General features: G+C 41.7%; 25 protein-coding genes, 8 tRNA genes, 1 rRNA gene and 2 pseudogenes. 5 read left to right on the top strand and 31 right to left on the bottom strand.

The annotated features are described in order from the left end of the window. Nucleotides 1-74 precede the first annotated feature (74 nt). The 5 genes from ACTNDS_RS15365 to ACTNDS_RS15385 all read right to left on the bottom strand — a co-directional run bounded on the left by ACTNDS_RS15365 (nucleotide 75) and on the right by ACTNDS_RS15385 (nucleotide 6,303). A complete protein-coding gene (locus tag ACTNDS_RS15365; protein ID WP_279325832.1) occupies nucleotides 75-767 on the bottom strand; it encodes an L-ribulose-5-phosphate 4-epimerase in 693 nt (230 codons plus the stop codon). Between the two features lie 157 nt (nucleotides 768-924). Then, nucleotides 925-1,650 carry an acyl-[acyl-carrier-protein] thioesterase gene (locus ACTNDS_RS15370; RefSeq protein WP_441036695.1) on the bottom strand — a complete coding sequence of 242 codons (726 nt, stop codon included), beginning with the start codon at nucleotides 1,648-1,650 and terminating at the stop codon, nucleotides 925-927. A gap of 61 nt (nucleotides 1,651-1,711) precedes the next feature. Beyond that, complete coding sequence (locus ACTNDS_RS15375) at nucleotides 1,712-2,605, bottom strand: ribokinase (protein ID WP_441036696.1); 894 nt, start codon at nucleotides 2,603-2,605, stop codon at nucleotides 1,712-1,714. 155 nt (nucleotides 2,606-2,760) lie between these two features. Further along, nucleotides 2,761-5,409, bottom strand: a complete 2,649-nt coding sequence (locus ACTNDS_RS15380) for a sensor histidine kinase (RefSeq protein ID WP_441036697.1) — start codon at nucleotides 5,407-5,409, stop codon at nucleotides 2,761-2,763. A 198-nt stretch (nucleotides 5,410-5,607) separates the two neighbouring features. Next, on the bottom strand, nucleotides 5,608-6,303 hold the full coding sequence (locus ACTNDS_RS15385; RefSeq protein WP_173699381.1) for a response regulator transcription factor: 696 nt from the start codon (nucleotides 6,301-6,303) through the stop codon (nucleotides 5,608-5,610). Between the two features lie 450 nt (nucleotides 6,304-6,753). Between ACTNDS_RS15385 and ACTNDS_RS15390 the strand changes: the two genes are divergently transcribed. The 3 genes from ACTNDS_RS15390 (at nucleotide 6,754) to ACTNDS_RS15400 (ending at nucleotide 9,804) form a co-directional block, all read left to right on the top strand. Beyond that, the gene (locus tag ACTNDS_RS15390; RefSeq protein WP_441036698.1) at nucleotides 6,754-8,142 is read left to right on the top strand and encodes an alanine/glycine:cation symporter family protein; all 1,389 of its coding nucleotides are present in this window, start codon (nucleotides 6,754-6,756) and stop codon (nucleotides 8,140-8,142) included. A gap of 134 nt (nucleotides 8,143-8,276) precedes the next feature. Further along, on the top strand, nucleotides 8,277-9,236 hold the full coding sequence (locus ACTNDS_RS15395; RefSeq protein ID WP_441036699.1) for a bile acid:sodium symporter family protein: 960 nt from the start codon (nucleotides 8,277-8,279) through the stop codon (nucleotides 9,234-9,236). 118 nt (nucleotides 9,237-9,354) lie between these two features. Continuing rightward, on the top strand, nucleotides 9,355-9,804 hold the full coding sequence (locus ACTNDS_RS15400; protein WP_441036700.1) for a DUF5684 domain-containing protein: 450 nt from the start codon (nucleotides 9,355-9,357) through the stop codon (nucleotides 9,802-9,804). A gap of 120 nt (nucleotides 9,805-9,924) precedes the next feature. Here the strand turns inward: ACTNDS_RS15400 and ptsP are convergent, their stop codons facing one another. From ptsP to ACTNDS_RS15435, 7 genes are all read right to left on the bottom strand, one after another. After that, nucleotides 9,925-11,553 (bottom strand): phosphoenolpyruvate--protein phosphotransferase, encoded by a 1,629-nt coding sequence (ptsP, locus tag ACTNDS_RS15405; protein ID WP_441036701.1) that lies wholly within the window; start codon nucleotides 11,551-11,553, stop codon nucleotides 9,925-9,927. Between the two features lie 57 nt (nucleotides 11,554-11,610). After that, nucleotides 11,611-11,868: an HPr family phosphocarrier protein gene (locus ACTNDS_RS15410; protein ID WP_019160322.1), complete on the bottom strand. Its 258-nt coding sequence runs from the start codon at nucleotides 11,866-11,868 to the stop codon at nucleotides 11,611-11,613. 21 nt (nucleotides 11,869-11,889) lie between these two features. Then, complete coding sequence (locus tag ACTNDS_RS15415; RefSeq protein WP_441036713.1) at nucleotides 11,890-12,432, bottom strand: BglG family transcription antiterminator; 543 nt, start codon at nucleotides 12,430-12,432, stop codon at nucleotides 11,890-11,892. Beyond that, a complete protein-coding gene (locus ACTNDS_RS15420; RefSeq protein WP_441036702.1) occupies nucleotides 12,366-12,689 on the bottom strand; it encodes a CAT RNA binding domain-containing protein in 324 nt (107 codons plus the stop codon). Before ACTNDS_RS15420 ends, ACTNDS_RS15415 begins: the two co-directional genes overlap by 67 nt. Before the next feature lie 11 nt (nucleotides 12,690-12,700). Next, nucleotides 12,701-14,869 carry a glucose PTS transporter subunit IIA gene (locus ACTNDS_RS15425; RefSeq protein WP_441036703.1) on the bottom strand — a complete coding sequence of 723 codons (2,169 nt, stop codon included), beginning with the start codon at nucleotides 14,867-14,869 and terminating at the stop codon, nucleotides 12,701-12,703. A 246-nt stretch (nucleotides 14,870-15,115) separates the two neighbouring features. Beyond that, entirely contained in the window at nucleotides 15,116-15,910 is a 795-nt protein-coding gene (proC, locus tag ACTNDS_RS15430) for a pyrroline-5-carboxylate reductase (RefSeq protein WP_441036704.1), read from the bottom strand. A gap of 128 nt (nucleotides 15,911-16,038) precedes the next feature. Continuing rightward, a tRNA-Gln gene (locus ACTNDS_RS15435) sits at nucleotides 16,039-16,110 on the bottom strand. A 322-nt stretch (nucleotides 16,111-16,432) separates the two neighbouring features. On the opposite strand from ACTNDS_RS15435, the gene ACTNDS_RS15440 reads away from it, so the two are divergent. Next, nucleotides 16,433-17,896: a nicotinate phosphoribosyltransferase gene (locus ACTNDS_RS15440; protein ID WP_441036705.1), complete on the top strand. Its 1,464-nt coding sequence runs from the start codon at nucleotides 16,433-16,435 to the stop codon at nucleotides 17,894-17,896. 92 nt (nucleotides 17,897-17,988) lie between these two features. On the opposite strand, the gene ACTNDS_RS15445 is transcribed toward ACTNDS_RS15440, so the two are convergent. From ACTNDS_RS15445 to ACTNDS_RS15475, 7 genes and pseudogenes are all read right to left on the bottom strand, one after another. Further along, nucleotides 17,989-19,191, bottom strand: coding sequence for a metallophosphoesterase (locus tag ACTNDS_RS15445; protein ID WP_441036706.1), 1,203 nt, complete (start codon nucleotides 19,189-19,191; stop codon nucleotides 17,989-17,991). Nucleotides 19,192-19,345: 154 nt separating this feature from the next. Next, nucleotides 19,346-19,894, bottom strand: a complete 549-nt coding sequence (spoVT, locus tag ACTNDS_RS15450; RefSeq protein ID WP_441036707.1) for a stage V sporulation protein T — start codon at nucleotides 19,892-19,894, stop codon at nucleotides 19,346-19,348. Nucleotides 19,895-20,079: 185 nt separating this feature from the next. After that, the gene (locus tag ACTNDS_RS15455) at nucleotides 20,080-20,238 is read right to left on the bottom strand and encodes a hypothetical protein (RefSeq protein ID WP_441036708.1); all 159 of its coding nucleotides are present in this window, start codon (nucleotides 20,236-20,238) and stop codon (nucleotides 20,080-20,082) included. After that, nucleotides 20,219-20,299 (bottom strand): annotated as a pseudogene (locus tag ACTNDS_RS15460) (hypothetical protein); the annotation flags it as partial. The pseudogene ACTNDS_RS15460 and the gene ACTNDS_RS15455, both read right to left, overlap by 20 nt. 9 nt (nucleotides 20,300-20,308) lie before the next feature. Continuing rightward, nucleotides 20,309-20,452: pseudogene (locus tag ACTNDS_RS15465) on the bottom strand (LacI family DNA-binding transcriptional regulator); the annotation flags it as partial. Between the two features lie 3 nt (nucleotides 20,453-20,455). Further along, nucleotides 20,456-20,641 (bottom strand): hypothetical protein, encoded by a 186-nt coding sequence (locus ACTNDS_RS15470; protein ID WP_019160308.1) that lies wholly within the window; start codon nucleotides 20,639-20,641, stop codon nucleotides 20,456-20,458. Beyond that, nucleotides 20,632-21,420, bottom strand: coding sequence for a ParA family protein (locus ACTNDS_RS15475; RefSeq protein WP_433844718.1), 789 nt, complete (start codon nucleotides 21,418-21,420; stop codon nucleotides 20,632-20,634). The genes ACTNDS_RS15470 and ACTNDS_RS15475 overlap by 10 nt, the downstream gene beginning before the upstream one ends. A 258-nt stretch (nucleotides 21,421-21,678) precedes the next feature. Between ACTNDS_RS15475 and trhA the strand changes: the two genes are divergently transcribed. Next, nucleotides 21,679-22,341: a PAQR family membrane homeostasis protein TrhA gene (trhA, locus tag ACTNDS_RS15480; protein ID WP_019160306.1), complete on the top strand. Its 663-nt coding sequence runs from the start codon at nucleotides 21,679-21,681 to the stop codon at nucleotides 22,339-22,341. Nucleotides 22,342-22,395: 54 nt separating this feature from the next. Here trhA and ACTNDS_RS15485 read toward each other — a convergent pair whose 3' ends face one another. The 12 genes from ACTNDS_RS15485 to ACTNDS_RS15540 form a co-directional block, all read right to left on the bottom strand. After that, nucleotides 22,396-23,379, bottom strand: coding sequence for a transglutaminase domain-containing protein (locus ACTNDS_RS15485; RefSeq protein ID WP_441036709.1), 984 nt, complete (start codon nucleotides 23,377-23,379; stop codon nucleotides 22,396-22,398). 14 nt (nucleotides 23,380-23,393) lie between these two features. Then, a complete protein-coding gene (locus ACTNDS_RS15490) occupies nucleotides 23,394-23,636 on the bottom strand; it encodes a GIY-YIG nuclease family protein (RefSeq protein WP_441036710.1) in 243 nt (80 codons plus the stop codon). A gap of 439 nt (nucleotides 23,637-24,075) precedes the next feature. After that, the gene (locus tag ACTNDS_RS15495) at nucleotides 24,076-24,909 is read right to left on the bottom strand and encodes a peptidoglycan DD-metalloendopeptidase family protein (protein ID WP_441036711.1); all 834 of its coding nucleotides are present in this window, start codon (nucleotides 24,907-24,909) and stop codon (nucleotides 24,076-24,078) included. Nucleotides 24,910-24,995: 86 nt separating this feature from the next. Continuing rightward, nucleotides 24,996-25,826, bottom strand: a complete 831-nt coding sequence (locus ACTNDS_RS15500; RefSeq protein WP_202018835.1) for a SpoIID/LytB domain-containing protein — start codon at nucleotides 25,824-25,826, stop codon at nucleotides 24,996-24,998. A 291-nt stretch (nucleotides 25,827-26,117) separates the two neighbouring features. Next, nucleotides 26,118-26,190 (bottom strand) — tRNA-Lys (locus ACTNDS_RS15505). A gap of 29 nt (nucleotides 26,191-26,219) precedes the next feature. After that, nucleotides 26,220-26,292 (bottom strand) — tRNA-Phe (locus ACTNDS_RS15510). Between the two features lie 4 nt (nucleotides 26,293-26,296). Then, nucleotides 26,297-26,370 (bottom strand) — tRNA-Met (locus ACTNDS_RS15515). 17 nt (nucleotides 26,371-26,387) lie between these two features. Further along, nucleotides 26,388-26,460 (bottom strand) — tRNA-Thr (locus ACTNDS_RS15520). A gap of 17 nt (nucleotides 26,461-26,477) precedes the next feature. Then, nucleotides 26,478-26,559 (bottom strand) — tRNA-Tyr (locus ACTNDS_RS15525). 7 nt (nucleotides 26,560-26,566) lie between these two features. After that, nucleotides 26,567-26,639, bottom strand: a tRNA-Val gene (locus tag ACTNDS_RS15530). A gap of 39 nt (nucleotides 26,640-26,678) precedes the next feature. Continuing rightward, nucleotides 26,679-26,752, bottom strand: a tRNA-Asp gene (locus ACTNDS_RS15535). Between the two features lie 69 nt (nucleotides 26,753-26,821). Continuing rightward, nucleotides 26,822-26,912: ribosomal RNA gene (locus tag ACTNDS_RS15540) — 23S ribosomal RNA — on the bottom strand; the annotation flags it as partial.

Raw genomic sequence — 26,912 nt, forward strand, 5'->3', positions numbered from 1 at the left:
AAAAAAGCACACTCTTATCCGGGAGATTTTTTATACCTATTACAGGTTCATATCTTTTATTTTCAGATCAGCAATTATTTATTTCCCTGTCCATAATATGCATTTGCACCATGTTTTCTAAAGTAGTGCTTATCCTGCAGATCCTGTGGAGCAGGTTTTACCTGTGGATTGATCAGCTCACAGCGGGATGCCATCTTGGCAACTTCTTCAAGAACAACTGCGTTATGTACTGCTTCATGAGCATCCTTACCCCATGCAAATGGTCCATGGTTTTTGCAAAGTACTGCAGGCACTGCTTCATAATCTTTATCCTTGAACAGGTCAACGATCAGAAGTCCTGTGTTTTTCTCGTATTCTTCAAATTCTTTGCCTTCCAGACAGCGTGCACATGGAACTTCACCATAAATGTAATCTGCATGTGTGGTTCCATAACATGGGATTGCTCTTCCGGCCTGTGCCCAGCTTGTTGCCCATGAAGAATGTGTATGTACAACTCCTCCAATGTTCGGGAATGCTTTATACAGTTCTACATGAGTTGCTGTATCAGAAGATGGATTGTATTTTCCTTCTATTTTGTTTCCGTTCAGGTCTACAACAACCATATCATCCGGTGTCAGCAGGTCATAGTCAACTCCACTTGGTTTGATAACAAAAAGTCCTGATTCTCTGTCAATTCCGCTTACATTTCCCCATGTAAATGTAACAAGTCCGTATTTGGGAAGATCCATATTTGCTTTGTAAACTTCCTCTTTTAATTTCTCCAGCATGATTCGTACCTCTCCTTTTGCTTTTCAGATATTCTTTTACAATAGCTTTCAGATGTTCCGGTTTTTCTGCATATCCCGCCCGGAAAATCTCCTGGTATCTGTATTATAGCACTTGTATGGTACATGTACCAACTTGTATGTTTATTATTTTAGAAAATTACAATAGCTCCTGCTTCTTATGCTGAAATTCTACAATCGCATATGGATTTCCTTCTCTGTCATCCAGTGATACAACTATCTTTTCAGCTTCTGTTTTCACTTTCGGACAGATAGCATCTCCCATCTTTGCCTGCATTTTATATTCTGCACGCATCTGATATATTTCAAAATCTGTGGGCAAAAAATCTTCTGCCATACAAATGTACTGACAGTTATTCACATGATGGTTCGTATCCAGATGATGTTTCTGCACAACAAAAGCTTCCTGCGATATCATGTCTTCCGGCAATTTGATTTTTCTCGGAGCATAATCCATTTCCAGCTTTTCACTGAGCACATAGCTATCTGTATCTGCCGGAGTCAGCCTTGTGGGAATTCCTGTGCTGATCGTCAGATATGTCCAGTTGGTGTTTGCCCAGGCAAGCTTTTTCCCATCAGTTGTTTCCATGACAAAATTACGCATACCCATAAATCCCTTAAATGCATATGGCGCAGTCCTGATCCTGATTTCAGTTCCCAGTACCGGATATTCCTCAACAACCACCTGCCAGGAAGAAAGAACCCATGCCCTGTCTCTGTTTTTCAGTACATTGCCGCCAAGCCCGATCGACTCCGCATGAAATGTACTGCAATCCTGAAAATAATTCAAAACTCCCGGCAATGTCAACCTGCCATCCTCACCTGTTTCACTGTATCTGACTCTGCTGTTAAAACTGTAGTCCATCTTCTGTGTCCTTTCTACTTTTCATCAACACCTTTGAAAATAACAAACTTGTGATGCACAGTTATTCAACCATCCCCAGTTCTCTCTTCACTTCATCCATTGCCGGAATGGAAGGAGTTGCCCCAGGTCTGGAAACTGCAATGGAAGAAGCCTTGGCTGCCATCCTCAGAGCCTCCTGAACACTTCTGCCCTCAATAACTGCAGCAATGAAATATCCGGTAAACGTATCACCTGCTGCTGTAGTATCCACAGCTTTTACCTTGAAAATATCCTGGAATACTTTTTCCTTTCCATCATAATAAACAGCTCCATCGCTGCCCAGTGTCAATACAAAACGGGCATTCGGAAATTTCTCTGCCATGGCATCCAGGATCTGATCCTTATCCCTGTATCCTGTAATCTGTTCACCCTCAATTTCATTCAATAAAAACAGATAAATCTTGCCCAGATCACAGGTATTCAGCTTATCATCAAATGGAGATGGATTCATAACAATCTTCATTTTTTTCTCATACGCCTGGTCAATAATATAATCCAGCATATTAATTTCATTTTGGAGAAGCAGATAATCTCCCTCACCAAAATCTGCAAGCACCTCGTCTACAAATTCTCTGGTCTGCATCTGATTTGTTCCGCCATAGAGAATAATGCAGTTCTGTGCATTCTTATCCACCTGGATCATAGTATGTCCACCCTTAACCGGCAGCCTGCGGATATATTTGGTATTTACTCCCGCTTCCTTACATGCATCCAGAAGAATATCCCCATCTGATCCTACAATTCCCGCATGATAAACCGGCACACCTGCCTTCGCCAGAGCTATGGACTGATTCAGTCCCTTTCCCCCACTGAAAACCTCCAGCTTGGAAGAATGCTGTGTTTCTCCTCCTACAATAATGTGATCCACAGAATATACATAATCCACGTTCAATGAACCATAATTTAATACCTTCATGTAAAAACCTCCTTGTTATAAATATGCCGATACTATAACCTACATCTACAAACTATTCTGTATCTTTGCCCACACTTTAAATCTGCTATTATATTTATTTTATCAGACATATCCCATACTTACCAGAGAATTTTTCCAATCTATTTCCCTTACGTTTATTTTTTCGCCACAAATGTGATCATTACCTTAAACAGATCCCCATCCAGATACAGCTTAAACTCACCGCCCTGCAGCTCTGTCAGGCTCTTTGCAATAGATAATCCCAGTCCGCTTCCTTCTGTATTTCTCGCCACATCTCCTCTGATAAACCGTTCTGTCAGTTCATCCGCAGAGATATTCAAAGGCTGTGCTGAAATATTTTTCAGGGAAAAGGTTACTTTTTTATTTCTGTTGCTGATCTCTGCGTAAACTCTGGTGCCCTCCATTGCGTACTTCACAACATTACCGAATACGTTTTCCAGAACACGCCACATTCTCTGACCATCTGCGTAAATAATGGAGGGTTCATCTGTGAAATGTACCATCATAGTCAGATTCTTTTCCTGGAATTTCTCTTCAAATTCTCCGATCACCTGCTGCACCATTTCCACAAAATCAATATCATTCATCTCCAGTTTGATGTTTCCTGTGCTTGCCTTGGATGCCTCTACCACATCCTCTGTGAGCACCTTCAGTCTCTGGGATTTCTCATCCAGGATGCGAAGATATTCCTGTATTTTCGGATCTGTCGGATTCTCACGTTTCATCAGATCCACATAATTGATAATGGAAGTCAGAGGTGTTTTCAGATCATGAGAAACATTTGTGATCAGCTCTGTCTGCATTCTTTCTTTTTTCAGGCTGTTCTCCACAGCTGCATCCAGACCACCACCAATATTGTTGATATATTCTGCCATCACCTTCTGTTTTCCGGTAAGTGTATCTGTTTTGATCTTATACTGCAGTTCTCCATCGCTTATTTTCTTCAGACCATCCATAATAAGATCCAGTCCGTCCGCTTTTCTGATGGCGAAAATCATAACAGCCACATCTACAGCCATCAATGCCAGCAGAAATACTCCTGCACCACTGAATACGCAGCCGATGATCAGGAACTGCAAAAATAAAAATGCACCTCCCACAAGTAGAACTTTTATTTTTTCTGCTGTATTTCTGGAAAAAGCTCTGGCAAAATCAGCAAGCTTCCCACTGCATTTTCCAATCCATTTCAGAACTTTTCTAATCAGACTGTTTTTCCATAAGGTTCCTGCCTTTATTCTTCTTACCAGGCTGAGATATCCGATCAGAAACCATGCCATTGTATAAGTCCCACATATGAGACAGATAACAATCACTGTCACTACTACATGACTGTAACCCAATGATGAGTTGGCGATCAAGGTTCCCGATATGATCGTTCCTGCCAGCCATATACCGATTACTGTTCCTGCCGCAATTTCTGTATACCATCTGTCAAATCCATTCAGATGTATTTCTTCATCCTCTGGTCTCCTTCCTGCTGTCACAGTCAGCCACACCATACCGATCAGCCAGAGCACACTTCCGAAGATTGCTCCTGCCAGCATCGGAAACATAAGCTTTGAATATGTCTCATAGTTCTCTGCCTCATCAGCCATGGAATCTGCCACAGAAAATTTTGTATCAACCGAAACTGCAAATACAAAATCCTTTGTGTCAAAGCTCTGATCAATGGTATGATTCCACACCTGCAGATCTGCACCCGGAATATTTGTAACACACTCACTTAATTCCGGGTAAACAACTGCATATGCTTTTTCCTTAAATATTTTCTCAAGGTTCTGCTCCAGCTGTGCGTAACTGCTGTACGCTTTTTTATTTGTATAGATTGTCTGTGTTTCTTTATCTGCGAAAAGATATGTGAGGTTGGTACTCCCTTCGGTATAGTCTCCCACGCTGTGAAAGACGGATGCCAGTGATGTTTCATAATCATTGAACTGTTCATCTGACTGTATGGCACGGATGCAGTCCAGAAGTGTGAATAACTCCTTATATGCATCCTCCAGTCTCCCATTCCATTCCGTGCTTTTGTTTACCGCATCCAGGATATTCTCAGCTCCCTGTGGTGCAAATTTCTCGTCCAGCTGACTCAGTTCTACGAAAAAACATCCCGGATATTCTGTGTTTGTTCTGGTATCCGTAACGTTGCCGATATTCTCTGATTGTGAGGTATATCTGTAATAAAGTTCATCTGCTACGGTATCCAGTTTCTCGGACTCGGTCTTTGATTCGAAATCATCTTCTTCAAGAAAATCTGTATTGTAATTAATTTTCAGTGTTCCATCTGCCACCATCTTTTTAAAGTCAGTCCGATAAAAATAGTGGCTGGTTCCGTCAGAAGATTCACATCTTATGACCTGTGAATCTTCGTCATAAACACCTTCATAATAGTTTGCCTCCCAGTCTTTTCCCCACTCCAGAAGATCACTTACAGAGTACGCAAGCCCGGAAGTATTTTTCAGAGAAAGGTCTCTGATGGAATCACGGGTGTTTCCTTTTTCCTCAAATTCTGCCAGATCGATTACTGCCGATGAACCAGCATTTTTCAGATAGTTAATGTCATCCTGCGCTGCCAGACTGACCAAAATATCTGATCCTCTGTTGCTGACCTGTTTCTCAAATGCTTCTGATTCTGTGTAACTTTTGCCTCTGTCATCCAGGCGGATTCCAGTCTGATAGATCATCACAAACATAGCTACACAGACTGCTGCTGCAACTACTGCCAGATGCGCGATCACGATCCAGATTGCCTTGACAGAACTGCTTCTGTATCCTTTTCCCTTCATAATGTTTGTCCCTTTCCTTTTTTATTTAATTTATTGCTTTATCAAGCGGATATTCGCAATCCGCTTTGCTACTTGCTCATAACCAAATAACTGCTTCGCAGTTTATCAGAATGCGCTTGCACGCCTCCTGATACAAGCAAGTCCCCACCCACTGCTTATTGCTTTTCGCAATTGAAGCAGGGGACTTACTTGATTTGGTTAAATTTTTTCCACCTTATATCCAAGTCCCCACACAACCTTCAGGTATCTTGGCTCCCTTGGATTAATCTCAATTTTTTCTCTGATATGCCGGATATGCACTGCCACCGTATTATCTGCAGCAACTGCTTCCTCATTCCAGATGTTTTCGTAAATCTGATTAATGGAAAATACCCTTCCCTGATTCTTCATCAGCAGAAGCAGGATATTGTACTCAATGGGTGTCAGCTTCACCACATCACCGTCCACCCTGACTTCCTTCAGGTCATCGTTTATGCTCAGACCTCCTGTCTCGTAGATATGAGCATTCTCCACAGGTATTGCTGCTCCCAGCCTTGTATATCTTCGAAGCTGTGATTTCACCCTTGCCACCAGTTCCAGGGGATTAAAGGGCTTGGTTACATAATCATCTGCCCCTACATTTAATCCAAGGATCTTATCTGCATCCTCTGATTTCGCAGAAAGAATAATGATCGGAAGAGGATTCTCTTCCCTTATCTTCAAAGTAGCCCGGATGCCATCTAACTTCGGCATCATAATATCTATGATCAGCAGATCCACCGACTGACTGCGCAATGCGTTAATCGCCTCCACACCGTCGTATGCCTTCAGGACCGTATAACCTTCCTGCTCCAGATAAATACTGATTGCCTCTACAATGTCTTTATCATCATCACAGACCAGAATATTCGCCACTTTACACACCTCCCTCATCATCCGAAATGCCTGTCTGAAATCTCTCATGTACAGACATCCCGGCTTCTTATTTTATGGAATTGCTATAATATTAGAATAATCAAAGCATCTTAATATGAAAGGGACAAATTCTTAAGATTTTCTTATGATTATTCTGTATACATTTTTTATCTCACCTTTTTCCCCTTGTCTTCCACCCACATAAAAATAATGCCTTTTTATTATATCATTTCACACATACTATTTTCCAGAGAAATTGTATTGACAATCCCTATAAAACAAGCTTATAATACAGTAAATTAATACTTACCTAAGAAGAGCGATGTTGTTCACAACATGGCTCTTTTTGCTTTTCAGAGGGAAAATAGCTTCCCTGACCGGAATAAGTAATGTCTTCATATGTTCTGAAAGAAAGGTAAAGTATAAAAATTATGAGGGAGGGAACGATTTATGGATTCTTTAAACGAAATTGTTACCAAAATTGATGACTTTGTCTGGGGACCGGTGATGCTGATCCTGTTGGTCGGAACCGGTATCTTCCTGACTGTGCGCACCAGATTTCTCACATGGCGTAATCTTGGTTATGCGCTGAAAAGCACACTCAGCAAGGAAGCCCGCACCAAGAACCGCGGACAGGGAGATGTATCACCTTTTTCCGCACTGACAACTGCACTTGCAGCCACCATCGGTACCGGAAATATCGTCGGTGTTGCCACAGCTATGGTTTCCGGCGGTCCCGGAGCTCTGGTATGGATGTGGATTTCCGCAGCCTTCGGTCTGACTTCCAAATTCAGTGAATGTATGCTGGCCATCAAATATCGTGAAGTCAATGCAAAAGGCGAAATGAGCGGCGGTCCTATGTACACCATGAAAAAAGGACTGAAAAACAAAACCTTTGGTGCCATTCTTGCATGGCTGTTTGCACTTTTTGCTGTTATCGCTTCCTTTGGTATCGGAAACATGACACAGGGCAACTCCATTGCCAGCGCACTTCACTCCACATTTAATGTGCCGACACAGATTTCCGGAGTTGTGATCACTGTTTTATCCCTGGTCATCATTGTAGGCGGAATCAAATCCATCTCCAAAGTTTCCGCTGTTGTTGTTCCTACCATGGCAATCTTTTACGTTATCTGCGGTCTGATCGTAATCATTGGAAATATTTCCAACCTGCCTTCCGGTCTGGCCATGATCTTCAAAATGGCTTTCTCCGTAAAAGCAGTGGGCGGCGGACTTTGCGGTTCCATCGTTGCTTCCATGATGAATGCCATGAGATTCGGTGTTGCACGTGGTGTCTTCTCCAATGAAGCTGGTATGGGTTCCGCTGCAATCACAGCAGCCGCAGCAACCACTGATAATCCTGTACGTCAGGGCTACATAAACATGACCGGAACCTTCTGGGATACTATCGTTGTATGTACCATCACCGGACTGGCAATTGCCTCCTCCGGAGTACTTGGAACAACAAATGCAGCCGGAGAACTTCTCACAGGCTCCGACGTTACTATCGCAGCTTTCGAAACTATTCTGGGTTCTGCAGGCGGCTGGCTGGTAACCATCGGCATCACATTATTCGCTTTTTCCACCATCCTTGGCTGGGAGTATCATGGTGAAAAAGCTTTCGAGTACCTGTTTGGAACGCACAAATATAATATGGTCTACAGAATCATATTTTCACTGGTAGTCTATATCGGATGTACCCAGACTCTCAGCCTGGTATGGAACTTCTCCGATATCGCCAACGCACTGATGGCTATCCCGAACCTGATCTGCATGCTCCTGTTAAGCGGCGAGATTGCCAAAGATGTAAAAGAATTCCAGCCGGAGATTAAAAAATAATACCTACGCAAAAGAGAGACCAATCCGCACAAGATGGTCTCTCTTTTTACTGCAATTTTTTTCATTTCACCATTGCTCTTACACTTTTTTGTGGTAAACTGTAAAAAAATCATACGTAAAAGCCGAGGTGTAATATGCTCAATAAATTTAACAGCTTTATGGAAAAATGTATGCCCTTTGTAACGCCGGTCTGCCTTATGGTGGGCGTACTTTTTCCGGATATTGCAAGGCATGGTGTACCTTATGTCACCTATGTTTTTGCTTTTATGACCTTTATCGGAGCACTGAAATCCAGGTTCCGGGATATAGCAAATGTATTTAAACGTCCACTTCCTCTGATCCTGATGTTTCTGGTTTTACATATTCTGATTCCGGTGACCGCCTATGGTGTGGGACTTCTGTTTTTTCCGGAAAATATTAATTATATTACCGGAATTGTACTGGAGTTTTCGGTTCCTGTTGCAGTGATCAGCCTGATGTGGGTATCCATTTATAATGGAAACAATCCCCTTTCCCTTTCACTGGTCATTTTGGATACCATCCTTTCTCCCTTTCTGATTCCTGCCACATTGAAAATCCTGGTTGGATCCAATATTAAAATGGATACTGCTGGAATGATGAAAGAACTGGTATTTATGATTGCTCTTCCGGCAGTGATCGCCATGTGCCTTAATGAATTCAGTCATGGAAAAGTAATGGAAACCTGGCCAAAAAAACTTGCACCTTTTTCAAAAATGTGTCTGATTTTTGTGGTGACTTCCAATTCCTCCAAGGTTTCTCCCTATATAAAGCATCTGAATGGAGAACGTCTGGCTGTAACAGCTATAATTCTGGTACTGTCTGCCAGCGGATATGCCATTGGCTGGCTGATTGCCATAGTCACAAAACAGAATAAGGAATCTACCGTTTCTATGATCTATGGCTCCGGCATGCGTAACATCAGCGCCGGTGCAGTGATCGCCGGTGCATATTTTCCTGCAGAATGTCTGTTTCCGGTTATGATTGGAACCCTGTTCCAGCAGATTCTGGCTGCATTTTACGGAAGCCTTGTGCGCCGGGTACAAATGTCACAATGTAAAAAAGAGGATATTTGATCCATAATAATTGACGAAAAAATACGAATGTGCTTTAATTAATTTAACTACTTGACTATGTCAATACTATATTTTTTCACATGCATCATATTCTTAAGAAGAACAGGAGGAAACTCAAATGGGACTTATAGCAATCAGCAGTCTGATGCTCTTGGGCGGTATGTATCTGATGGTCGCATTCACATGGTGGCTTCTGCAGATCATTGCCAACTGGAGAATCTTTACCAAAGCAGGGGAAGCCGGATGGAAAAGTATTATTCCAATATATGGCGATTATATTTCTTATAAAATCGCATGGCAGCCTGCATATTTCTGGCTGACTCTCATCCTGGGAATCGTATCCTCTTACCTGCAGGGAACCCTGGAAACAAGGGAAAGCTTAACAGTCTACATGCTCGTCATACTGATCAAAATCATACTTGTCATCATCAGTATTATGTACAGCATTAAGCTTGCAAGAGCCTTCGGCAGAGGCACAGGATTCGCCATTGGCCTTATCTTCTTACCGCCAATCTTCATGCTGATCCTTGGCTTCGGCGATGACAGATATTATGGGGCAGATAAATAGACATCCGCTAAATAAAAAAATCCTCATTGATTCTGGTAAAAACATTTCAGGGGGCTGACCGTACTCCCGGTCAGCCCCCTGCATATATTTTACATTTTACAGTTGCAATTTTTTTTACAATTATCCTTCTACCTTCATCTCCCGAACAATCTTACGCAGCTTCAATACCATAGACGGTGCCACAGACAGTTCATCCAGTCCCATGCGTACAAACTCCTCAGTCAGGGTAGTATCTGCACCCAGTTCTCCACAGATGCCGGCCCATTTTCCACATTTATGTGCATTGTCCACTACCATCTGGATCATGCGAAGCAGTGCTTCATGGTGTGGATTATAGAACTCATCCAGTTTCTCATTCTGACGGTCAATAGCCAATGTATACTGTGTCAGGTCGTTGGTACCGATACTGAAGAAATCTACCATTTCCGCAAGTCTGTCACTGATGATCGCTGCTGCCGGAGTTTCAATCATAATTCCCTGCTCAGGAATCTTGTACTGAATCTCCTGTGCTTTCAGCTCCTCTTCAACCTCTGCCACGATCTCATAGATTTTCTTTACTTCCTCAGTGGAAGTGATCATAGGATACATAATAGACAGATTTCCATATACTGCTGCTCTCAGGAGAGCACGAAGCTGTGTCTTGAAGATTTCCGGCTGCTTCAGGCAGATACGGATTGCACGATAACCCATAGCCGGATTATCTTCATTTCCCAGATTAAAGTAATCTACCTGCTTGTCTGCTCCGATATCCAGTGTACGGATGATCACCTTCTTGCCTGCCATCATCTGTACCGCCTGCTTATAGGCCTGGAACTGTTCCTCCTCTGTAGGGAAATCATTTCTGCCCAGATACAGGAATTCACTTCTGAAAAGACCGATTCCTCCTGCATCATTTTCCATAACATAGCCGATATCTCCAACACTTCCGATATTGGCATAGATATTGATCTTATGGCCATCCAGAGTTACGTTTTCCTTACCCTTAAGTTCCTGGAGCAGTCTGAGCTTCTCTGCTTCTTCAGCCATTTTCTCTGTTGTCTGTGCTTTCACAGTCTCATCCGGCTCAAAGATCACAGTACCCTGGAATCCATCTACAACTGCCTCCATTCCTGTGTGAATTTCTCCCAGATTCATATCTACACCGATCAGCGCCGGAATATTCATCATACGTGCAAGAATTGCTGTATGAGAATTTGTGGAACCGTGAACTGTCACAAATGCCAGGATCTTGTCTTTGTCCATCTGTACCGTTTCACTTGGGCTCAGATCATCTGCCACGATGATTGATGGTTCAATTGAACTTAAATCTGCATCATCCTGTCCGCTGAGATTACGGACCAGACGCTCTGAAATATCCTTGATATCTGCAGAACGTGCTTTCATATAATCATCATCCATGGAGGCAAACATTTCAGCAAAATTATCGCCTGTAGCAGCTACTGCATACTCTGCATTAATCTGCTCTGTACGGATCGTATTCTGGATTGCTTCCAGATAATCATCATCCTCCAGCATCATCTGATGTACTTCAAAAATAGCAGCACTTGCTTCTCCAACCTCTTGAACAGCTTTATCATAAAGCTTCTGGAGCTGCTCCTTGGATTTTTCCAGGGCTTCATCTACTCGTTTGATTTCCGCCTCCGGATCCTCAATCCGTGTACGTTTTACCTGATAATCATTTTTCTTCAGAACCACAACCGGTCCCATTGCAATTCCCTTATACACAGATTTTCCCTGATAACTCTGCATTGTTTTTTCCTCCTTCTTATTTATGATGAATTTTAATATGTATATCCCTGGCTGAAATTATAAGTTATTCTCAAAAAATGCCTTTAACTCAGCAATTGCGGTATCCTCATCAGCCCCTTCTGCACTTACGGTAACTGTATCGCCCTGCTTTACGCCCAAAGACATAAGCATCATAAGCTGTGTCAGTTTTTTTGTTTTGTCACCCTTTGTGATCGTACATTCGGACTGGAACTTCTTTGCCTCTTTTACCAGAAGTCCTGCCGGTCTTGCATGGATTCCAAGTTCGTCTTTAACAGTATATTCAAATGATTTCATCCTTTTATTCTCCTCTGATTTTTATTCTTCTTCCCTGTCCATCATTCTCTCCAGATGCATTGCCAGATAACCGATCTCTATATCCGGTATGGGAAGCTTTAGGCTTTTCTCCATTTTACGACAGATTTTCTCAGCTGTCATATAGGGAACGGGAAATTTCACAGACATATAGTCATTCAGACTCATTTTCAGTTTTTCCCCATGAATGGCTCTGGCAACCATATATCGTACATGGTTCATCAGACGGTTATAGCTCAGAGACATTACATCAATAGATTTTCCGGTCTCTTCCTCAACCATACAGATACATTCCCTGACTGTTCTGGCGATTTCCATTGCCTGAGAAACATTCTCATCCACAATGGCAGCATGAACATGGAGGGCAATATATCCGATCTCATGTTCATCAATCCTGATTCCCAGTTTTTCTTTCAGAAGGTCACGGATACATCCCGCAACCTTATATTCTTTATAAAACATAATACGGATGTCATCTGTCAGTGGATTACTGATCTGTTCACCGTTCTGTATACGGCGGACAGCGAAATCAAGATGGTCTGCCATGGTAAAAAGAATGGAACGGTCAACCTTTCCAAATTCCTCTTCTGCCTGATCCAGCACCTCATTGGCAAGCTCCAGACACAGTGGCGAAACAGACTTGATAATTTCCTTTGCCTCTCCACGGTCTGTCCCACTTTTTTGCCAAAAGCAACTCCCTTTCCCATAATCAGACATTCCTGATCATTTTTACTCTCAATTCCCATAAAGGAATTATGATTTAATATTTTCGTTATCCTGTATGACATCCGTATTTTCCCCATCCGGGCAGATATTACTGAAGAACCTCTACCTCAAAAAGAGGTTCCCCTGCCTTTATCTGACCCTCCTTCAAAAGATGGATCCTCTGGTTATCCTCCAGTTCTGTACAGAGAACAGGGGATACGATAGAGGGCGCATTCTGGCTCAGATAATCCAGATCCAGTTTCAGCATAGGATCTCCCTTCTTTACCTCCTGGCCGCTTTCTACCAGCGCCTCAAATCCTTTTCCATTTAATTTTACTGTATCAATTCCCACATGGATCAGCAGACTGATTCCTGACTCTGTGATAAATCCAATGGCATGCTTTGTATCAAAAACAAAGGCTACCTCGCCGTCTTCCGGTGCATATACATAAGGATCTTCCGGTGTGACTACCGCACCGTCTCCCATCATTTTCTGGGCAAAAGCCTCATCCGGTGCAGTGACAAGCTCTGCCGCTGTACCACTGATCGGACTGGAAATCACAATTCTGTCCACAACCTTCTGTCCTGCTTCCTCTTTTGGAGTTTCTTTTTCCTGTACCTGTGGTTCTGCTGCAGGTGTTTCCAGTATATCCGGTGCTGTTTCCAGATAATCTTCCAGATTAGACTTGATCACAGTAACGTTGGGACCGTAAATAACCTGTACACCTTGTCCCTTGTGTATCACTCCGGATGCACCTGTTGCTTTCAGAACTCCGTCATTTACCAGAGCTGCATCCTTTACTGTACAACGAAGTCTTGTGGCACAGCAATCCACATCGCTGATGTTTTTCTTGCCACCCAGACCTCTGGTGATTGCTTCACTGACAGGATCTGCTCCGGCCTCTGTATTCTCACCCTTCTGTGCTTCTTTACGGGCATTTACATCAGCCTTTGTATAAAGCTTAGTTTCTGTATCATCATCCTCACGGCCAGGTGTCTTGAAATCAAACTTTTTAATCATAAATTTGAAAATAAAGTAATATAAGAAGAAATAAATAATACCTACCGGGACAACCCTCATCCAGCTTGTTTTCTCATTTCCCTGGAGAATACCAAACAGGAAGAAATCCAGGAAACCACCGGAGAAGGTAAGTCCTACTGCAATATTCAGCATATGCGCGATCATATATGCACTTCCTGCCAGCACTACCTGAACTGCAAACAGTGCCGGAGCAACAAACAGGAATGAAAATTCCAGAGGTTCTGTGATACCGGTTGCCATACATGCCAGTGCTGCAGACAGCAAAAGACCGCCTGCTGCTTTTTTCTTCTCAGGCTTTGCACACTGATACATTGCCAGTGCCGCACCCGGAAGACCAAAGATCATGAAAATAAATTCTCCTGAGAAATATCTGGTTGCGTCTGCGCTGAAATGTGCAATATTAGCAGAGTCAGCAAGCTGGGCAAAGAAAATATTCTGTCCACCCTGAACCATTTTTCCGGCAACCTCCATGGTACCACCCACAGCAGTCTGCCAGAAAGGCATATAAAATACATGATGCAGACCAAAAGGAATCAGTGCACGCTTGATCAGACCGAAGATCAGTGTTCCCACATAACCGGTTCCTGTTACCAGTCCGCCCAGTGCATAAATACCATTCTGGACTACCGGCCATACAAAATACAGAAGGATTCCCACAAACATATATACAATCGTGGAAATGATCGGTACAAAACGGGTTCCTCCAAAAAAGGAAAGAGCATTTGGAAGCTGTATCCTGTAGAATCTGTTATGCAGGGCAGCTACTCCCAGTCCTACAATAATACCGCCAAACACACCCATCTGAAGTGACTGGATACCGCATACAGAGGTAATGGTTCCCTCTAGGACAGTCTCTGCCACCTGTCCGTTGTCAAGAATCTGTCCTGTAACAGTAAGCATGGCATTGATTGCTGTATTCATTACAAAAAATGCAATAACTGCTGATAAAGCTGCAACCTCTTTTTCCTTCTTTGCCATACCGATGGCTACACCTACGGCAAAAATCAATGGCAGGTTATCAAATACCGCACTTCCCACACTGTTCATGATTACCAGCAGGGAGTGAAGTAAAGTCCCTTCACCAAGAATCTTTGTCAGACCATAGGTTTCAATTGTGGTTGCATTTGTAAAAGAACTTCCGATACCGAGAAGCAGTCCCGCTACCGGCAGAATTGCGATGGGAAGCATAAAGCTTCGTCCCACTCGCTGCAAAACGCTGAAAATCTTGTCTTTCATGTGACTCTTATCTACCTTTCCTATTTAATAGTTTCTGCGTAAGCAGACATATCTATTTACGGAAATAGCTTCTGCATAAAAGACCCTTTTCAACCGGTTTTTGTACAAAAAAAGGCATTAATATACATAAACTCTCTCCGTTATGTATAGTTAATGCCTCCAAAAATCGAGTTACACACTACAACTATTGAAAATATATCATGCAAAATTCTCTTTGTCAACCCAAAAATGCTTGCAGGCTGCCGCTTAGATACCCTTAGCTTTTTTTACACATGCTGTCTGTGCTTCAATCACTGCACTGCGCAAACCTTTTTCTTCCAGAACACGGACTGCCTGAATGGTGGTTCCTGCCGGGGAGCAGACCATATCTTTCAGTTCTCCCGGATGTTTGCCTGTCTCAAGCATCAGCTTTGCACTTCCAAGTACAGACTGTGCAGCAAATTTATAAGCCTGTGCCCTTGGCATTCCGTCTGCAACTGCTGCATCTGCCATTGCCTCAAGAAACATAAATACATATGCCGGTGAACTTCCGGAAACTCCTACCACTACATCCATAAGATGCTCCGGAACCACTTCTGTCTTTCCAAAGGTATTGCACAGCTCCACTGCCATCTGTGTTTCTTCCTCTGTTACCAGATTGTTTACGCAGAGTGCGGTCATGCCTTCACCTACCATAGCAGGTGTATTTGGCATAGTACGGATAACTTTTGTTTTTTCTCCCAGATGTTCCCCAATCCACTGCAAAGTTTTACCAGGTGCAATAGAGATAAAAACCTGCTTTTCCTTTACGCTATCCTTAATCTCATCCAGAACTCCTTCAAGAAACTGAGGTTTCACAGCCAGAAAAACAATATCAGCAAAATCCACTACCTGAGCATTGGTGTCTGCCTTGCAGATACCAAGTTCCTTTTCGATTTTTTCACGGGTTTTGTCTGATTTTGCAGAAGCGATCATATCTGCTGCCTTTACTTCTCCACTTTTCAGAATTCCTTTTAACATGGCTGTTGCCATATTTCCACAACCGATAAAACCAATTTTCATAATAATCCACTCCTTTGCGAAAATATTACTGTTCTGATTTCTATCATACCTGTTTCCATGCCAAAAGTAAAATACTATCTTTTTATCCGGGCATAAAAAAACCACTTCCTCAGAAGTGGTTTCTACAGCAGGGCTACAAGGATTCGAACCTTGAACTGACGGAGTCAGAGTCCGTTGCCTTACCGTTTGGCGATAGCCCTTTATTTAATTTGTGTCACTCGCTTGCGACAATTGATATTATATTATAGGTCAACAAAAAATGCAAGCCCTTTTTTGAAATTTTTTTAATTTTTTTTATTTTCTTTATTTCATCACATTTTTAAGAAAATAATCACATTTCAGACTTCCTGTCAAAGGGATATTCCCACTTTGGTCAAATTACACTTTTTAGATTTACATTGGTTAAAAATATGCTATAATCATAGGAAAGATTTTACATTATCTGAACCAATTTATAACTGTTCAGCAGCTTTGCCTGCCAGAAGACTACTGACAGCTACATTATATAAAAAGGAGAAAAAAATGCGAGCAAATAATCTGACCCTGCTTACGGACCTCTATGAGCTTACCATGATGCAGGGCTATTTCAAAAATCCAACTAACCAGACTGTTATCTTCGATATGTTCTACCGCACTAATCCTTGCGGCGGTGCTTTTGCTATCACAGCAGGACTGGAGCAGATGATCGAATATATTGAAAATCTCCATTTTACAGAAGAAGACATCACCTATCTGCGAAGCCTGAATATTTTTGAAGAAGATTTTCTGGAATATTTAAGCAACTTCCAATTTACAGGTGACATTTATGCGATTCCGGAAGGAACTGTTGTTTTCCCAAGAGAACCACTGGTAAAAGTCGTTGCTCCGATCATGGAAGCTCAGCTGGTAGAGACAGCGATTTTAAACATTATCAATCACCAGAGTCTGATTGCAACCAAAGCAGCACGTGTATGCTACGCAGCCAAGGGTGATCCGATTATGGAATTCGGTCTGCGCCGTGCCCAGGGTCCGGATGCGGGTATTTTCGGTGCCCGTGCCGCAGTGATCGCCGGATGCGCCGGAACCTCCTGCGTACTTACAGGTAAAATGTTTGATATACCGGTTCTGGGAACCCATGCCCATAGCTGGATCATGAGTTTCCCGGACGAATACACAGCATTCAAAACCTATGCAAAGCTTTATCCTAATGCATGCACCCTTCTGGTAGATACCTATGATGTATTGAAATCCGGTGTACCGAATGCGATCCGTGTATTTGAAGAAATGCGCGAAGAAGGTATTCCACTTACCAAATACGGCATCCGTATTGACAGTGGTGACCTGGCTTATCTTTCCAAAGAAGCTTATAAGATGCTGGCTGCTGCCGGTTTTGACGATGCTGTGATCTCTGCTTCCAGTGATCTGGATGAATACCTCATTGAAAGCCTGAAAGCCCAGGATGCCAAGATCAATTCCTGGGGTGTAGGCACCAAGCTGATCACTGCTGATGACAATCCTGCTTTCGGCGGTGTATATAAGCTTGCCGCTGTAAAGGACGCAGACAGCACTGAATTTACTCCAAAAATCAAGCTTTCCGAAAACACAGAGAAAGTAACCAACCCTGGAAATAAAACCGTATATCGTCTCTACGGTAAATCTACCGGCAAGATCAAAGCAGATCTTATCTGTCTTGCTGATGAAAAGCTTGATGCAGACCAGAATATGGTTCTCTTTGATCCAATCGATACATGGAAAAAGACAAAAGTTCTCGGCGGAACCTATGAAGTACGTGAGCTTCTCATTCCGGTTATCAAAGAGGGTAAGCGGGTCTATAATTCTCCATCTGTAATGGAGCTTCGCGATTACTGTCAGAAAGAACAGAATACTCTCTGGGATGAATCCAGACGTTTCGTAAATCCTCAGAAAGTATATGTAGACCTTTCTCAGAAGCTCTGGGATCTGAAAAAGAATCTTCTTGAAGAAATGAGTGAGAAATCCCTCAACTGATCCTAAAATTAAATCAGACATAATAAAAAAGACAAGTCCCCGTTTTCAACTGCTTATTGATTTTTGCAGTTGAAGCCGGGGACTTACTTGATTCAGTAAAAACCTATGCTGACATCGCAGATTTCACTTTTAGTCCCAACTCTCATATTGGGTCCAAAAAGCCCTACACCAGATGTAACAATATTATGCATATTTCCTTTCTTCAGATAACCACAAGGATTTTCCCAGAAAAACCGGATCACAATATTTCCCGGAAATACCTGTCCGTCATGAGTATGCCCGCAAAGATCCACATCCACGCCCGCCTCCACCAGTTCCTGCAGCTCTCTCGGCTCATGATCGATAACCAGTACAGGCAGTGACAGATCCATACCCTCTGTGATTTCCTGTGGAGTCTTTCGTTTATCAATCCCCCGTCCGGGACGCTCATAATCCGGTCTGCCATACAGATAAAAGGAATCATCGATGAGCACATACTCATCTCTCAGAAGCGTAATCCCCGCTTTCTCCAGAAACTCATCCATCTCCGGAATACTCTCTTTCTTTTCCTTACTGCCAAAGGTAAATCCTGCCAGGATCTTTTCCTGGATATCGTGATTTCCGTAACATGCATACACACCATACTTCGACCGAATCCCTCTCAATATCTCTGCCAGTTTTTCCGGATCATCCAGTGCCTCATATTCATTGTCAAAAATATCTCCTGCCACCACTACCAGATCCGGTTCCTGCTCATTGATCTTCTCTGTCATCTGTGCCATCTGCTTGCAGCCAATATTATATCCCAGATGAAGATCTGCGACCAGAACCACATTTAGTTCCTTCATATTTCCTGCCTTTTTATCAACAGAAATATGATATTTCGTTGTATGTATATTTCCTGCACGGATCACTCCGTAAATACTGACTGTTGAAATAATCACCGCACAGACAGCACCCACAACAGCAGTTCCCATATTGCTGAAAAGCAGCTCTCTTCCAGGAAAACCAAGATTTCTAAGAGGATATTTCAGTAACAGTCTCAGTCCATCCGCGATTCCCAAAGTCATAAGTGTATACATTAAGACACCAAGCCAATAATTACTCAGAAGCTTCATAAACCTCCTAAATCCAGACGCAGGTGCCATAAATGCGATCAGTATACTAAACACTACAAATAAATATACAAGTCCAATCCCTCTGCACACCCACACATTTTGAAAAACCGTATGTAATACCTGAAACCAGTGCAGGCTGCGAAGCAGGATATATACACACACCAACAGATAAAACGGTGCCAGATATATTGCAACCATATAATATGTCTCCTTTCCAACGCTCATTGCCGTAACAATTTCATTATTATAATAATTTTATTTCTATAACAATTCCAGAAAATCATAACTGCTTCTTATTATACAAAAAAGAATCCTCAGCCGCTACTATAAGCTGCTGAAGATTCTATGAATTTTACTGTTCCATCTGTCTTCCCAGAAATCCGCTTGCTGTTCTGATGAGCATCTTCTCTGATTCACCCATCACATCCCTTTCACTCTTTCCCAGTAAAAGCACCGAACCCACTGTATCTCCTGCACTGATGATAGGCTGCATGATCTGGGAATACAAAGGTTCTCTCTGTTCCTGAGTCACAGGTATCCTGCTTCTGTCATTTCCGTTAGCAAACACAGAGCTTCTCTCCGTAATTGCGTCTTCCAGAGCTTTGCTGATAGGTTTTCCCACATATTCCCTGCTTCCTTGACCTGCAGCAGCCACTACCTGATCGTGATCCGTGATACACGCCACCATCCCGCTTGACTGTGCCAGCGCTTCTGCATATTCCTTTGCAAAAACATTCAGTTCTCCGATGGGGGAATACTTTTTCAGAATGATCTCCCCCTCCCGGTCAGTAAAAATCTCCAGTGGTGTTCCCTCTTTTATCCGCAGCGTTTTTCTGATCTCCTTAGGAATGACCACACGCCCCAGATCATCTATTCTTCTTACGATTCCTGTCGCCTTCATTTTTTTCCTCCTGTACTTTCATAGGTTTCCATATTTTTCAGTGTATGGATAGTATATGAATATATGGAGGAATTATGCTTAATTTTTTAGCTTTCAGCCAAATCCGAGTAAAAAAGAATCCCTTCACCAAGCAGTCTCATTCTCTGCTTAAAGTGAAGGGATTTCCTCATCCATTGCTATTTATTTTATACGATAACCCTGGCAACTGCAAGACCATAAACCTCAAGTTTGTCACTGCCATTACCATAAACCCAGCTGATCTGGCCTTCCGGTACAGGAATATTTACAGCCTCTGTTCCGAAATTCTGATAAATATAATATTTCTCATTTTCCTTCTCTCTCACTGTAATCTCCAGTGCGTCCGGAATCATCTGCAATTCCGGACCAGTAACTTGTGATCAATGTACCACCGTTTTCTACAAACGCAAGAACCCTGTCCCTGGTTGCCTGTCCGATTCGTCCCTTTCCTGAAATTGCCCTGGATACCGTTGTTTTACTGACTCCCAGTTCCCGGGCAATATCATCAATTGTATATATTTTCTTTTCTTCTGTCTCCATAATTTAAAGAAGATATACCGGAAGTTCATCCTTAATATGAACAGGTCCATCTATTGATTCTTTCCTGTCCTCTGTAACAAATACCGCCTCCAGTTTTTCCGCATCCTGTGTGGAAATCACAGATCTTTTTACGGTTTTCTTTGCCCCTGCATTTGCAGCCCGCTTAATACTTTCTTTTCCTACTGGCATAGCTTCATTACCTCCTCTGCTAACTTTGTATATTCTTTGGCACTTCTGCTTGATCTTTTATATTCAACAACCGGAATACTGTTATCCTGGGACCATTCTACAGAACTGTCCACTCTGATGATCTGTTCAAATACATGGATATCCTCCAGTTCATGCAAAGTTTCCATAGTCTGCTTATAGTAATTCTTTCTTGTATCCACCTTCGTCACTGCAATTCCGGCTATTTCCAGATCCGGAGAAATCTGTCTGACTTCGTTAAGAAATTCAAACATATTTGCAAGTCCAAACATCCCCCATGGGCTTGCCTCAACAGGAATGATCACTTTGTCTGAAGCGCACAAAATATTCATAACCCAACCTCCAAGTGTAGGCGGCGCATCGATCAGAATATAATCGTACATTCCTGACTCTTTAATCTTCTGAAGACATTTCCGCAGAATAAACTCTCTCTGCCATTTTGTAAACAATTCATATTCTATGGAACTCATTAAGGTAGAGGATGGAATCAAATCCAGATTTTCATAAGGAGTATGTACCACATAATCTGTCAGATCTTCCTGCTTTTTAATCCCATAATACAGATTCTTTTCTCCTGCTGCATGCTCCAATACCCAGTCCTCTGAAAAAAAAGCCAACGACAAATTCAGCTGCATATCCCCATCAACCAAAAGAACCTTTTTTCCGGTCTGCGCAATTGCTGCACCCAGGTTGGAACAGGTTGTGGATTTTCCACTTCCGCCTTTATTATTTGTAAAACATATGGTTATGGTTTTTCCCATGTTTTCACACCTCAATTTTCTTCAACTATCTTCATTATATGAGTTTTATTCCTCGTTTTCAACTGTTTTCGTAAGTATTAGCTCTATTCTGCTATTAATCAGATTTTTTCTATTTCCTGTTCTTTTCCTGTTCCATAAAACTTTTGATTTTCAAAATAAAAGTCTTGCATTTTAGAATAATTGTGTTATAGTATTCATATACTTGATATGTAGTTTTAATTACTATATTAAATAGTTTTGAAATTGGAGGCGATAATTATGAAATTTAAACTGAAAGATCCCGGAAGTGCCATCACTCATGGAATTGCTCTTTTATTGGCTGTAACCGGGGCAATTCCCCTTATTATCAAAGCTGCTCGTTCCTATGATGTGATTCACATTGTTGCATTGAGCATTTTTATACTGACTATGATCCTGCTTTATGCAGCCAGTACCATCTATCACTCCATAGATTCTACTAAAAAAGTAAACCGGCGTCTCCGCAAAATAGATCATATGATGATTTTCATTATGATTGCAGGCAGCTATACTCCGGTATGTCTCATAGTTCTTCATAATCGCATTGGATATATTCTGTGTGCACTGGTATGGACAATTGCCATATTGGGAATGATTTTGAAATGCTGTTGGATCACCTGCCCCAAATGGTTTTCTTCTGTGCTGTACATCGCCATGGGCTGGCTGTGTGTCCTGGCATTCGTACCTATTTTCCATGCTCTCCCACGAGCTGGCTTTGACTGGCTTCTGGCCGGCGGAATCATTTACACCATCGGCGGCGTGATCTATGCTTTAAAAGTTCCTCTCTTTGATGCCAGACACAAAAATTTTGGCTCACATGAAATCTTTCATGTCTTTATCATGCTTGGAAGCGCCTGCCACTTTGTAGTTATGTATTTCTTTGTTGCACCACTTCCCGTATAAAAAGTAAAGCAGTTATTCAATTATAAATATATAGCTGAATAACTGCTTTTTTATTTATATTGCTACTTTTCGCATTGGATATAATCCATAAGACCGGTAGGAAGCTCCAAAATATTTATAATACCCTTTTGCTTCTGAAAATAACGGATCATATACCAGACCATCGACTTCTGCCCAACAGTGGCCACTTCCATTTGTCTGTGATGTATCTACACAGGCATATACATTCTTGTATCCTAATGCCTTTGCCAGATATGCAAAAGAGCATGCATCTGAGAAGCAATTTCCTCTTTTTCCATTATTAATAAAATAATCATTTGCATACAGCGCCGGCCATGATGTCTGATTCACATATTTCCTTGTGGTACCATAATAATGGCTGATCACCCATTTATAGCAGGTTTCAAATTTCTGGTTTTTTGACATTTGAGGTGTTGTAATCTGAGAAACTATCTGTTTTGCTCTCTGCAGAGTTTCATAATCATAAGCCTGCGCGGCAGTCATTCTTTTACCTTTGGAATTATAATATACATTTCCCTTTTTCCAGGCTTCCATTACTCCCTTGGCAGTACAATAATAAATATTGTTTCCGGATTTCACAGTTTTTGTTTTCATGACACCATTTTCAGCAAAATAGTAATATTTTCCTTTTATCTTTTTAATACCACTGCATCGTTTTCCGTTTGTATTAAAATAAAATTTATGTTTATTATGTGTAACCCATCCGGTTTTCATAAATCCCTTTGCATCAAAATAATAAACATTCCCTTCTACTCTCTTCATTCCTACAAGAAATTTATTATTTTTATAATACTGTTTTTTCTTCCCTACAGTTATCCAACCATTTTTCACTTCCGGAATGGGAGTAGGTGTAACCTCCGGGGTTATTACAGGTTCATTCTGTTCCGGAGCAGGTGTTATGATTTCCTGCGGAGTCATAGTGATTTCCGGTGGGATATTCATATCTGCTCCAGCTGTCGGTACACTTCCCAAAACACATACCGCACATGCCACAATCCATTTTGTCATCTTTTTCATTTCCTTGGTCCTCCTTAAAAATTTGTAAGCTCCAGTTTTCTTTCTCTGGTAAGCTGCTTAATCTGATATTCCCTCTTCATAGCCTCTTCTTTCGTAAAAAAACCCTCATAATACACAAGAGACACTGGACGCTTTGTTTTTGTATATTTGGCACCGTTTCTGCCACCATTATGAGCCTTCAGGCGTTTCTCCAGACAGTTTGTCCATCCTGTATAAAGAGTCCCGTCTGCACACTTTACCATATATGTATAATTCATGCTTCATCTGTACCTCATCTATGTAAAGGACAACCATCTGTCATAAAACAATCTCAGCCTCAAATCATGGTCATCCTCTTTTTTATGATAAACAGCCGGTATCATACTTGTATTTTAATCAGCACAAACATTCATCGTTTACTTTTCTTATCTGCATCTAAATACAAAATCTTTCTGACTCTGCATTTTCTAAGCAGGACGGGAAACCGACTGCAATTTTATTTTCCCATCTAGTAACGGTTCTGTTTTTTCATAATAGCTTTATCTATTTTATTATACGATAATTTCACTATTATGTGAATAACTTCCCCTCAATTTATTTAACCAGATCAAGTACGTCCCCTGCTTCAATTGCGAATATTCGCTTAACTAAAAAATAGAACCAGTTTTTTCTGGCTCTATCTTTACGAAACAAATAAATCTTCTTATTTTCTTAACTTTATTTACGAAGATAAGTGATCGGGTCTATAGGCTCTCCATCCTTTTTCATTGCAAAATACAGATTTGCCCCCTCTGCACTGTAATATTTCGTAGGTTCTGCCACATATCCAATCGTAGTTCCTTTTTTCACAATATCACCCTGAGAAACAGTCAAGTCTTCCAGCTGTCCATAAATCGCCTGATATCCATTTCCCAGTTCCATTGTCAATGTAGTTCCTGTCTGTGCATTTTTCTCAACAGAATAAACCGTTCCGTTTACTGCCGAAACTACAGGGGCTCCTTCTACTGCCCCTACTGAAATAGCCGGACTCAGTCTGTACTGATCCAATGTAGGATAATAAGTGGTCTGATCCATGCTGTAATCCAGCAGAACATTTCCATTTACCGGCCATTCCATTACTGTATCCTCTGAAAAATTTATTTCCGGAAGATTGACTGCTGAAGCAGAAACATCTGTGGTTTCCTCTGACATATCACTCATTGTCTGTGTTGTATCATCTTCACTCATTTCATCTTCCATATTTGCATTCACAACACTTTTTTCTGCTCCTGTCTCATTACCTGTTTCTTCTTTTACAGCATTGATCTGAGCATTTGTTTCTTCTTCTGGAAACTCACTTTCCGCCATTCCTGCAGCTTCCTGATTATCCTCTTCAATATTTACCTCTTCATTTGTGTTCTCAGTACCGTCCTCCTGAATCAGGGGCTGATTTTTCGGTTCTTTCTCTTTCACAGGAGTAGTTCCAAGCTGGTACACTGTAATTCCTAAAGCTGCCACAGCAGCAAGGCCAACAGTATTTGCAATCATACGGGTAATTCTGTTATTCATCATATTCCTTTCACCTCTGTTTTCATCTTCATATCTATAGGGTGTCCAGAATTTCTCCTGTTATTCAATATTTTGCATTGAATTCAAATTCATTTTATCTCTCTGACATTTACAATCTGCATATCTGCAAAATATGTTGTTAAAATTTCCTCTGCCGTTTTTTTATTTTTTGCCAGCTGATCTCCACCATATTGAGAAAATCCCAAACCATGTCCTTTCCCTTTACAAAGAAAACAGATATTATTTTTGCTTCTTTTTATACTAAAATTGGAAGAAGCCAGCCCCAGTTCTCTGCTGAATGTTTCTCCCTCCAGTACCATATCATCAGCCCGGATCTCCGTCACATATCCGACACTATCCCTTTTCTTCACAATAAGGTTTTTCGGAAGATCCACCTGACTTATATAAAAACTGCTCAGATAATCATCTGCCTCTTTGTCACGGTCACATTTTACTGATTTCAGATATTTATATTTGTCACTATGTAGAACTTCTTTTCCGTTCCTTGTTCTACCCGCACTGAGCTGATGATATGGCAAAAGCTCCAATTTATAATTCCGCACAAGAACCTCTCCCCTGGTTTCTTCCGCTGCTCTTTCATATTTTTCGTCTAGAATCCATTCTGAAAAGCTTTTTTTCTCCAAATCCCGTCGCAGTCCCTTCAATATATCTAAAAGACTCTCCTTTTCTTCTAAGCGCCGGTAATAATCAGATCTTGCAATAATTGTCTGGGCTTTTATTGTTTCCAGCTTCATATTTTTGTCAATCTGGGTTGCCGTTACTACAGGCAAGATTCTTTCCACATTAAACTTCTGATTTATCGTTAACGTATCTATTCCATTTAATGGGATAATAAAAAAATAGGGAATAAAAAAGAAACTTAGAATTCCTAGTGTACAGGAAATGAAATGATTCTTCATAGACAGGATCCTTTTCGATCGATTGCTGCTATTCTATATTAAAACAGCATTTCTTCTTTTAAGTATATGTATCTTCTCAAATTCATACCCTTAAATAGATTAAAATATTTATACAACAAGAAAGAATCCTGCTTGCAGGATTCTCCGCCTGCGGCGGGTCGCTTCAGCGACATAGTTTCTCTCCGTTGCAGTGCGATCCTGCCCGGAGGGCTTTTTTATGTTATAGGAACATTACGGAGTAATTTCCTATAACATAAAAAAACTTCTGCGAAAATTCACAGAAGTTAAAAGTGAAGCATCGGGGATTCGAACCCCGGACAACTTGATTAAAAGTCAAGTGCTCTACCGACTGAGCTAATGCTCCATATTTATTGCCTAATTCTCCAAGCAAAATGCCCAGAGCCGGAATCGAACCAGCGACACGAGGATTTTCAGTCCTCTGCTCTACCAACTGAGCTATCTGGGCAAAGTAGCGGGGACAGGATTTGAACCTATGACCTTCGGGTTATGAGCCCGACGAGCTTCCAGACTGCTCCACCCCGCGTTAATAATTTAATTAAAAGCCGATGATCGGACTCGAACCGATAACCTGCTGATTACAAATCAGCTGCTCTGCCAATTGAGCCACATCGGCTTAGGTTAATACCTAAGTGGATGGAGAAGGATTCGAACCTTCGAAAGCGTTGCTAACAGATTTACAGTCTGCCCCCTTTGGCCACTCGGGAATCCATCCAAATATATGGAACCTATAGGGCTCGAACCTATGACCCTCTGCTTGTAAGGCAGATGCTCTCCCAGCTGAGCTAAGATTCCATATTCCTTATGCAATTAACTTCGTCAGCAAATTGCTAACGACCCAGAAGAGACTCGAACTCTCGACCTTCGCCGTGACAGGGCGACGCTCTAACCAACTGAGCCACTGGGCCATTTAAAGGTTTTGCACCTTCAAAACTACATACATGTTGACATTTCCTTGAGAATTAACTTCCTGCGTTTTGGTCAAGCCCTCACCCGATTAGTAACAGTCAGCTCCATGTGTTGCCACACTTCCACCTCTGCCCTATCTACCTCGTCGTCTTCAAGGGG

This window comes from Blautia sp. HCP3S3_C12 (assembly GCF_052064155.1).
Taxonomy (GTDB): domain Bacteria; phylum Bacillota; class Clostridia; order Lachnospirales; family Lachnospiraceae; genus Blautia_A.